The sequence below is a fragment of the Pengzhenrongella sp. genome (assembly GCF_036565025.1).
In the GTDB taxonomy this organism is placed as follows: Bacteria; Actinomycetota; Actinomycetes; order Actinomycetales; family Cellulomonadaceae; genus Pengzhenrongella.
In genome coordinates this window covers 1-8,086 of sequence record NZ_DATCNW010000111.1, presented here as the reverse complement: position 1 = coordinate 8,086, position 8,086 = coordinate 1, and the positions used below count along the sequence as shown (strand labels likewise).

8 protein-coding genes and 1 pseudogene are annotated in these 8,086 nt (G+C 71.4%); 2 read left to right on the top strand and 7 right to left on the bottom strand.

Going from position 1 to position 8,086, the window contains the following annotated elements:
• From VIM26_RS06180 to VIM26_RS06155, 6 genes are all read right to left on the bottom strand, one after another.
• Positions 1-149 (bottom strand): aldo/keto reductase (locus VIM26_RS06180; protein ID WP_331949475.1); only part of this gene is annotated, 149 nt, incomplete at its 3' end.
• 20 nt (positions 150-169) lie between these two features.
• Entirely contained in the window at positions 170-994 is an 825-nt protein-coding gene (locus VIM26_RS06175; protein WP_331949474.1) for an ATP-binding cassette domain-containing protein, read from the bottom strand.
• A complete protein-coding gene (locus VIM26_RS06170; RefSeq protein ID WP_331949473.1) occupies positions 991-1,869 on the bottom strand; it encodes an ABC transporter ATP-binding protein in 879 nt (292 codons plus the stop codon). The genes VIM26_RS06175 and VIM26_RS06170 overlap by 4 nt, the downstream gene beginning before the upstream one ends.
• Before the next feature lie 2 nt (positions 1,870-1,871).
• Positions 1,872-2,801: an ABC transporter permease gene (locus VIM26_RS06165; RefSeq protein ID WP_331949472.1), complete on the bottom strand. Its 930-nt coding sequence runs from the start codon at positions 2,799-2,801 to the stop codon at positions 1,872-1,874.
• Complete coding sequence (locus VIM26_RS06160; protein WP_331949471.1) at positions 2,798-3,733, bottom strand: ABC transporter permease; 936 nt, start codon at positions 3,731-3,733, stop codon at positions 2,798-2,800. Before VIM26_RS06160 ends, VIM26_RS06165 begins: the two co-directional genes overlap by 4 nt.
• 5 nt (positions 3,734-3,738) lie before the next feature.
• Positions 3,739-5,355 (bottom strand): ABC transporter substrate-binding protein, encoded by a 1,617-nt coding sequence (locus VIM26_RS06155; RefSeq protein ID WP_331949470.1) that lies wholly within the window; start codon positions 5,353-5,355, stop codon positions 3,739-3,741.
• A 237-nt stretch (positions 5,356-5,592) separates the two neighbouring features.
• Here VIM26_RS06155 and VIM26_RS06150 point away from each other — a divergent pair, with 237 nt between their 5' ends.
• The gene (locus VIM26_RS06150) at positions 5,593-6,378 is read left to right on the top strand and encodes a DeoR/GlpR family DNA-binding transcription regulator (protein WP_331949469.1); all 786 of its coding nucleotides are present in this window, start codon (positions 5,593-5,595) and stop codon (positions 6,376-6,378) included.
• 10 nt (positions 6,379-6,388) lie between these two features.
• On the opposite strand, the gene VIM26_RS06145 is transcribed toward VIM26_RS06150, so the two are convergent.
• Positions 6,389-6,745, bottom strand: a complete 357-nt coding sequence (locus tag VIM26_RS06145) for a hypothetical protein (RefSeq protein WP_331949468.1) — start codon at positions 6,743-6,745, stop codon at positions 6,389-6,391.
• Positions 6,746-7,199: 454 nt separating this feature from the next.
• Between VIM26_RS06145 and VIM26_RS06140 the strand changes: the two are divergent.
• Positions 7,200-8,086: pseudogene (locus tag VIM26_RS06140) on the top strand (hypothetical protein); the annotation flags it as partial.

Genomic DNA, 8,086 nt, shown 5'->3' with positions numbered 1-8,086 from the left:
AGCATGGTCTCGGCGGCTCCCCCGGCGTAGCCGTTGGCGGTGTCGATCGCGGTCACGCCGGCGTCGAGCGCCGTGTCGACCATCCGGGCGGCGACCTCGGCGTCGACCGTGTCACCGAAGGTCATGGTGCCGAGCACGAGTCGCGACATCGTCGGGGAGCTGGTCATCATCAGGCGATCCGTTCTGCGGGGACGAGGATGTGGCGGGGCTTGCGCCCGTGGATGGTGGTCGGGTCCAGCGCGGCGGCCCGCAGCGCGCGGGTGTACGGGTTGCGCGGGGCCTCGAGGACGCCCGCCGTCGGGCCGCGCTCGACGATGACGCCCCTGGACATCACCACGACGTTGTCGCTGAGCTGGCGCACGACCCCCAGGTTGTGCGAGATGAACAGGTAGGTGAGGCCGGTCTCGCGCTGGATCTCCACCAGCAGCGCCAGGACCTGCGCCTGGACGGACACGTCGAGCGCGCTGGTGGCCTCGTCGCAGACCAGCAGGTCCGGCTTGCTCGCCAGCGCGCGGGCGATGCCGATGCGCTGGCGCTGCCCGCCGGAGAACTCCTGCGGTCGGCGGTCGAGCGCGGTGGTCGGCAGGCCGACCAGGTCGATCAGCCGGGCCGCCTCCGCGTGTCGCGCGGCCTTCGATCGCACGCCGCGCAGCCGCAGCGGCTCGCCGACGATCTCCTGGGCGTTGAGGTGCGGGTCGAGCGAGCCGTACGGATCCTGGAAGACCATCTGGATGCGCGAGCGCAGCGGTCGCAGCTCGCGTTCCTTCATCGCGGCCAGGTCGACGCCGTTGAGCACGATCCGCCCGGAGGTGGGCGTGATCAGGCGCACGAGGGCCTTGGCGATGGTCGACTTCCCGCAGCCGGACTCCCCGACCATGGCGAGGGTCTGGCCCGTGGCGATCTCGAAGCTCACGTCGTCGACCGCGCGGTGGGTCTCGCGGCCGACCTGGTAGTCCACGACGAGGTTCTCGACCGACAGCAGCGTGGCGCTCATGCCCCGACTCCCTTCGTAGTGGGCGCGGTAGCGGGTACGTCGCCGTCCCATGGACCGAGCTGGGGCACCGCGGCCAGCAGGGCCCGGGTGTACTCCTCGCGTGGCCGCCCGACGACGTCCTCGACGTCGCCGCTCTCCACGAACCGGCCGTTCTTCATCACGTGGATGCGGTCGGACATCACCCGGGCGATGCCGAGGTCGTGCGTGATCATCAGGATCGCGATGTCGGTGCGTTCCTGGAGCTCGAGCAGCAGGTCGAGGATGCCGGCCTGGACCGTGACGTCCAGCGCGCTCGTCGGTTCGTCGGCCACCAGCAGCAGCGGTTCGCCGGCCAGCGCCATCGCGATCAGGACGCGTTGCAGCATCCCGCCCGAGAGCTGGTGCGGGTACTTGCGCAGCTGGCCGGCCGGGTCCGGGATGCGCACCTGGTCGAGCAGGTCGATCGCGCGCTCGCGCGCGGCGTCCCGGCCGAGCTCGCGTCGGCGCAGCCGGACCGCCTCGATCAGCTGGGACCCGATGCTCAGCACCGGGCTGAGCGCGGTCATCGGGTCCTGCGGGACCAGGGACACAGTGCGGCCGCGCACGGCCTGGACGACCTTCGGGTGCGCGATGACGTCGCGGCCGTTGAACGCCGCGTGCCCGGACAGCACCGCGAGGTCCGGCGGCAGCAGGCCGAGCAGGCCCATCGCCGTCGTCGACTTCCCGGAGCCCGACTCGCCGATGATCGTAACGGTCTCCCCCGAGTCGATGCGGAAGGAGACGCCGTCGACCGCGCGGATCACGCCGGCCTCGGTGATCAGCTCGATCTGCAGGTCGCGGACCTCGAGCAGCGGCGCGTGCGGATCGACGTCGGGCATGGTTGCTGCGTCGCTCATCATCACTTCGTTCCCTTCCGACGGCGCGCGCGGTCGCGCAGCCCGTCTCCCAGCAGGTTGACCCCGACGACGAGCACCACGATCACCAGGCCGGGGATCGTGACCAGCCACCACGACGTCGTGATGTAGTCCTGGCCGTCGGCGATGATCCGGCCCCAGGTGCTGAACGGGCGCTGCGGCCCCGCCCCGAGGTAGCTCAGCGCGCTCTCCAGCAGGACGGCCTGCGCGAGCAGCAGCAGCACCACGAGGGTGGCCTGCTTGATGACGTTCGGGATGACGTGCCGCAGCAGGATCTGCAGTCGGTGCAGCCCGAGGACGCGGGCCGCGGCCACGTACGGCTTCTCCCGCTCGACCAGCACGAGGCTGCGGGTGAGCCTGGCCACCTCCGGCCACTGCGCGATGGCGATCACGAAGGTGATGACCGGCAGCGACGGGCCGAACAGCGCGACCACGAGCAGCAGCATCATCAGCAGCGGCAGGGACAGCTGGGCCTCGAGCACGCGGGAGATGACCGAGTCGATCCGTCCGCCGAAGAAACCGGCGGCCGAGCCGAGCACTATGCCCAGCACGCCCGAGACCGTGACCGCGAGCACACCGACCAGCAGCGACACCTGCCCGCCGTGCAGGATCAGCGACTGGAGGTCGCGGCCGAGCTGATCGGTGCCGAACAGGTGCCCGGGGGACAACGGCGGCAGGCGGCGCTGGCCGAGGTCCTGGTGGTTGGCGGCGGGGATCGGCAGAACCCCGGCCAGCAGGACGGGGGCCACCACGAGCAGGGTGCAGATCGAGCCGACCCAGATCTTCAGCCGGCTGCCGCGCCGGCGACGGGTCGCCGACGCCCGCGCGAAGTCGCGCGGCGTGACCGCGCTGGGCCGGGCGACCGCCGCGGCGGGCGGGGGCGCAGCGAGGGAAGAGGGGGTGACGGGGCTCATGCTGCGACCACCTTGCCGAGTCGGACGCGCGGATCGAGCACGGGGTAGAGCAGGTCGACGATGAGCTGGACGGTCACCGCGAGCACGCTCGTCACCAGCACGGTCGCGACGATGAGCGGGTAGTCGCGGGTCTCGAGCGCCCGCACGACGAGCGACCCGACCCCCGGCCAGCCGAAGACCACCTCGACGACCACGACGCCGTTGAGCATCGCGGCGAACCGGGTGCCGAGCGCGGTCAGCACCGGGATCGAGGCGCTGCCCATCGCGTACCGCCAGGTGAGCCAGCGTTCGGGCACGCCCCGCGAGCGGGCGACGGTCAGGTACGGCGCCTGCAGGTTGGTCACGATCTCCCGGCGCACCATGCGCGAGATGAGCGCGATCTGCATGACCGCGATCGTCAGGGTCGGCAGGATCAGCCCGCTCCAGGTCGTGAACCCGGACGCCGGGAGGATCGGGACGAGCACCGCGAAGACGGTGAGCAGCATGGTGCCGGTCCAGAACTCCGGCATGGACTGGCCGGCGATGGTCAGCACGTTCGCGGTCAGCTCGCGCCCGCTGTCGGCACGGCGGGCCATCCACACCCCGAGCGGCACTGCGGCGATGGTCGTGACGACGATCGCGGCCACCGCGAGGGTGATCGTGTAGGGCAGTCGACCCAGGACGACGTCGAGCGCGGGGGCCTGGAACGAGAAGGAGGTGCCGAGGTCCCCGTGGAACAGCCGGGAGATGAAGATCCCGTACTGGTGCCACATCGGCAGGTCGAGGCCGAACCGGGTGCGGACGGCGTCGACCTGGTCGCTGGTCGCGAGCGGCCCGGCGTACGCGACCGCCGGGTCGCCGGGCGCGAGGCGGACCAGCACGAAGACCGTGGACACGGTCAGGAAGATGGTGAGCAGGCTCTGCCCGAGCCGGCGGACGATGTAGCGCGACATGTGCCTCAGCCCTTCATCCGCGTGGCGGCGAGCTCGTAGGAGTTGATCGGTTCGAGCACGAGGTTCTCGACCCGGTCCCGGCGGGCCACGATGGACTTGGGCGCGAAGGACCACATGCACGGCCAGGTGTTCCAGATGTTCTGCTGGGCGGCGTCGAGGATCGCCTGGCGCTTGTGCCCATCGACCTCGCTCGAGGCCGCCGCGATCTCGGCCGTGATGGCCGGCACGATGTAGCCGTGGTACGTGTCCCGGGTCTCCTCCTTCTTGGCGGTTCCCGCGTACATGCCCTGCAGCATCGTGAGCGCGAGGCCGGTCGGGCTCGAGAAGCCGTTCCCGAGCACGTCCCAGTCCCCGGCACGGCCCTGCCGCCAGGTGGAGATGTCACCCCCTGGCTCGAACTGTTTGAGCTTCGGTTTCACGCCGACGGCGCGGAGCATCTCGTACACCGCCTCCATCACCTGGGTGTCGCTCGCGAACTCACCCGACTCCCAGATGATGGTGAGCTCGAGGTCCGTGACCCCGAGCGCCTTGAGCGTCGAGCGGGCCTTGTCCGGGTCGTAGGCGTAGTGCCCGACCGATGCGGCGCCCGTGAGCCGCGCGGGCACGACGCCGTCGGCCTCGGTCACCGAGCCGGCGAGCACGTCGCCCGCGAGCGCGGCGCCGTCGATGGCGCTGCTCAGGGCCTGCCGCACGCGCACGTCGGCGAGCGGGTGACCGGCCGGCTTGCGGAAGTTGTAGAACAGCTGGCTGATCCGCACGCCCGCGATCGTCTCGATCGCGACCCCGGGCAGGCCCCGGAGCTGATCGACGACGTCGGGCGAGATCGAGTCGATGACGTCGACCTCGCCGCTGCGCAGGGACACCACGCGGCTGGACTCCTCGGGCAGGAACCGGACCTGGACGGTGTCGATGCCGGGCTTGGTGCCCCAGTACCTCGGGTTCGCCTTGAGCGTGTAGTTGCCGGTGCCGCGGTTCGCGGCCGCGACCGTGTACGGCCCGCTGCCGATGCCGCTCTGGAGCTCCTCGGCCTTGTTCGCCGCGGCGGGCGTGATGAGGATGTTCGCCATCAGGTAGTCGAGGATCGGCACGGGCTTGTCGGTCTCGAGCAGGAACGTGTGTGCGTCGACGGGTACGACGCGCGGCCACTCCGGGAAGAACGTGGCGAGGAACGAACCGGCGGTTGTGCGGTACATCTCGAGCGCGGTCGCGACGTCCTGCACGGCGACCGGCGTGCCGTCGGAGTAGACGGCCTCCGGGCGGATGCGCACGGTCCATCGGGTGGGCGCGGTCAGCTCGAACCGTTCCGCGAGCACGAGCTCGGGGGTGAGGTCCGACCCGATCCTGGTGAGCGCCTGGCGCACCGCACGCTGCACGGTCACGGCGGCGTCGAACTGGTTGAGCTTGTTGTCCAGGCTCACCAGGGAGCGGTTGAGGCCGATCGTCATCGTGTCCGGGCCCGGCAGTCCGGTCGGGGTCGCGCAGCCGGCGAGGGAGCCGATCGTGGCCACTCCCCCGGCTGCGGCGGCCCAGCGGAGCAAAGATCGCCGGGACAGCGAGAGCGAGTCGAGGCCGGCCAGGCGGGTGTAGGCCGCGGCGGTCGCGGCGTTCTCGAGCTGGGTCATCGTTGACCTTCCTCATCGTGGTGGGGAGCACCGCGCAGCGGGGGGACTTCGGTGTGGCAGCTGCGGCCTGGGCGCTTCCGACGTTGGAAGAGAGAGTGCCACGGATGCGTGTTGTGCGCAATGGTCGCGCGCAAACTGCGCACTATGTCGGAGAAAGTGGACGGACGCGCGCCGCCCGCGGTGCGCGCGGCGGTGGACGTCCTGCGCGTTTCGCGCAGAACTACTAGCATGGAGCGCGTGTCCATCAGGGAATCAGTCCTCCGACGTGCAGAGATCGTGCGACTGGCCAGGACGACGGGGCTGGCCACGGTCGACGAGCTCTCGGGGGTCTTCGACGTCTCCGCCTCGACGATCCGCCGCGACCTCGCGCAGCTCGAGCACGCCGGGGAGCTCGCGCGCACGTACGGCGGCGCGATCGTGAAGGTCGCCCACCCCGAGTCGGCGCTGCGGGAGCGGACCGGCGAGGCGTTCGAGGCCAAGCAGGCGATCGGCCGCTGGGCGGCGTCGCAGGTGCTCGCCGGCGAGACCGTGCTGCTCGACGCCGGCTCGACGGCGGCCGCACTCGCCCACGAGCTGCGCAGCGCGACGAATGTGACGGTGGCGACCACGAGCCTGAGCGTGATCTCCGAGCTGTCCGGGATCGACTCCGTCAAGGTGCTCTGCCTCGGCGGCACGCTGCGCCCGCTGAGCCAGGGGTTCGTCGGTCCCCTCACCGAGGCGGCCCTCGAGCGCATGAGCTTCGACCGGGTGTTCCTCGGCGCGGACGGGGTGTCCGTCGAGTTCGGGATCTGCGAGGCCGAGCTCGAGCAGACCCGGCTCAAGGAGCTCATGGCGCGGCGCGCGGACCGCGTCTACGTGCTCGCGCACGCCGCCAAGCTGGGACGTCGCCCGTTCCACGCGTGGGCGAAGCTCCCCGAGGGCTGGACCCTGGTGACCGACGCCGACGCCGATGCCGTCGCGCCGTTCATCGCCGCGGGAGTCGACGTGCAGCGGGTCGACGTCGGCGCGGTCGACGCGGGCTAGCTAGCCCGCGCTACTTCGCCGTAGTCTTCGCCGTCGTCCGCCCGTCACGAACGGTGCCGACGGTGCCGACGGTGAAGGTTCCGGCCTCCTGGAGGGTCGCGTCCATGGCATCACCCCCCTCGAGCACCCCCGGCAGGGACTCGCCCGCCGCGGCCAGGGTCGCGTGGAGATCCTCGGCGACCGCCACGGCGCTCTGTGGGGAATCCTTCGGGTCGCTCCACATGATGCCCGCCCGGTCGTAGGCGCAGGCCCCGGTCGTGGTGTCGATCGCGTCGTGGACGGCGTCCCAAGCCAGCGACCCGTTGACGTCGAGTCCGGACTCGAAGACGACCGTGGGCGAGCCGGTCCCCCGGCAGTCGAGATGCATGCTGCGGTCACCGATGTCAATCCTGCGCCCGGGGTGAGGCGTTCCCGCGGGAACGCCTCAGCTGGACTCCTGGTCGGCGAGGTCTCTGTGCATGGCTCTGTGCATCGGATCCGCGCTCTGGGTGCACTCTCGCTGCACAGAGCGCTGCACAGACGGGCGATCGGGGGCTCCCCACCGCAAACTGCGCCGCACGTTGCCTCGTAGGGTGCGTCCGGAGCGAGCGGAGGGCCGACGCACAGGCCCGTGGCTCAGCCCGCTCCCGCAGCCGCCGCGCGACACGAACCCGCGGGGGTCCCAGCGCCGCAGTCCCGCCGGGGAGTCCGGGTCGTCGGGGACGAGCCTGCGCTGGCGGCGGGGGTTCGCCGCCCGCCGGCCGACAGTTCCGAACGGAGGCCACAGCAACCCGCAGGCACGAACACCACAGGTCGCGCGAGACCCTGCCGATGAGGTGGGCATGAGCGGGACTCACGGCATCGATGCCCTCCGTGGCGGGACGAGGAGTGTCCGACGGGCGCTGTTCGCCGTGGGGGCCGCCGTGGTGCTGCTCGCGTCCATCAGCGCCGCTCCCGCGTCGGCGCGGGACGACGTGAGCTGCCCGCCGCAGGCCGGCGGCTTCGAGGTGGACCCAGCCGCCGGCGGCCCGCAGGACATGGACACAACCGGCGGTCTTGTGCTTTCGTGCACCTACGTCACCCCTGACGGCGACTATCGCGCGTCCATGTCGGCGTTGTGGCAGAGCGCCTCATTTCCCGACCCGGCCGTTGACACGCTGCAGTACTCCTGCCGAACCGACGCGGACCCGCACGTCTTCGTGTCGAGCTCCACCAGCGATGCCTACGTGCGGATCGATGTCCCGCCCGAATATGACCTCGTACCCGCAATGCTCGCTGCGGCGAGCAGTCTCCTCTCGTCGATCGAACCGGTCGCCCGGCCGTGCCCGGTGGCCGAGCCAGCGGCTGAGCCGACGGAGGCAGCGGCCCCGGCCCCGGCGGCAGCGGCAGCTTCCCCGGCGGGAGTCCCGGCAGCGGTTGAGCCGGAGGTCGGCCGGTCGGAGCCCGGCGGGTCCGCGTCGGATCCAGCGTCGGCGAGCGAGGACGGCCTCGATCCGGCCGCGCTGGCACTCGCCGTCGGGCTGCTCTTCGCGCTTCTCGGCATCGGTGGATCGCTCGCGCCATACATGGGCGCCACCCACGAGCCCGACGAACCCGAACCCCCACCCCCGATCCCGGACCTGCCACCACTGCCCGACCGGCCGATGTCGCCCGACGCGCCGGACACCGAGTCGAACGTCGAGTTCCTCACGCACCTCGTGCGCGACGAGGTGATCGACCGCCTCAAGCA

What these genes read in the sequence shown, in the direction of transcription:
- VIM26_RS06175 (WP_331949474.1), bottom strand. Translation starts at nt 994, where the DNA reads ATGAGCGCCACGCTGCTGTCGGTCGAGAACCTCGTCGTGGACTACCAG.
- VIM26_RS06170 (WP_331949473.1), bottom strand. Translation starts at nt 1,869, where the DNA reads ATGAGCGACGCAGCAACCATGCCCGACGTCGATCCGCACGCGCCGCTG.
- VIM26_RS06165 (WP_331949472.1), bottom strand. Translation starts at nt 2,801, where the DNA reads ATGAGCCCCGTCACCCCCTCTTCCCTCGCTGCGCCCCCGCCCGCCGCG.
- VIM26_RS06160 (WP_331949471.1), bottom strand. Translation starts at nt 3,733, where the DNA reads ATGTCGCGCTACATCGTCCGCCGGCTCGGGCAGAGCCTGCTCACCATC.
- VIM26_RS06155 (WP_331949470.1), bottom strand. Translation starts at nt 5,355, where the DNA reads ATGACCCAGCTCGAGAACGCCGCGACCGCCGCGGCCTACACCCGCCTG.
- VIM26_RS06145 (WP_331949468.1), bottom strand. Translation starts at nt 6,745, where the DNA reads ATGCATCTCGACTGCCGGGGGACCGGCTCGCCCACGGTCGTCTTCGAG.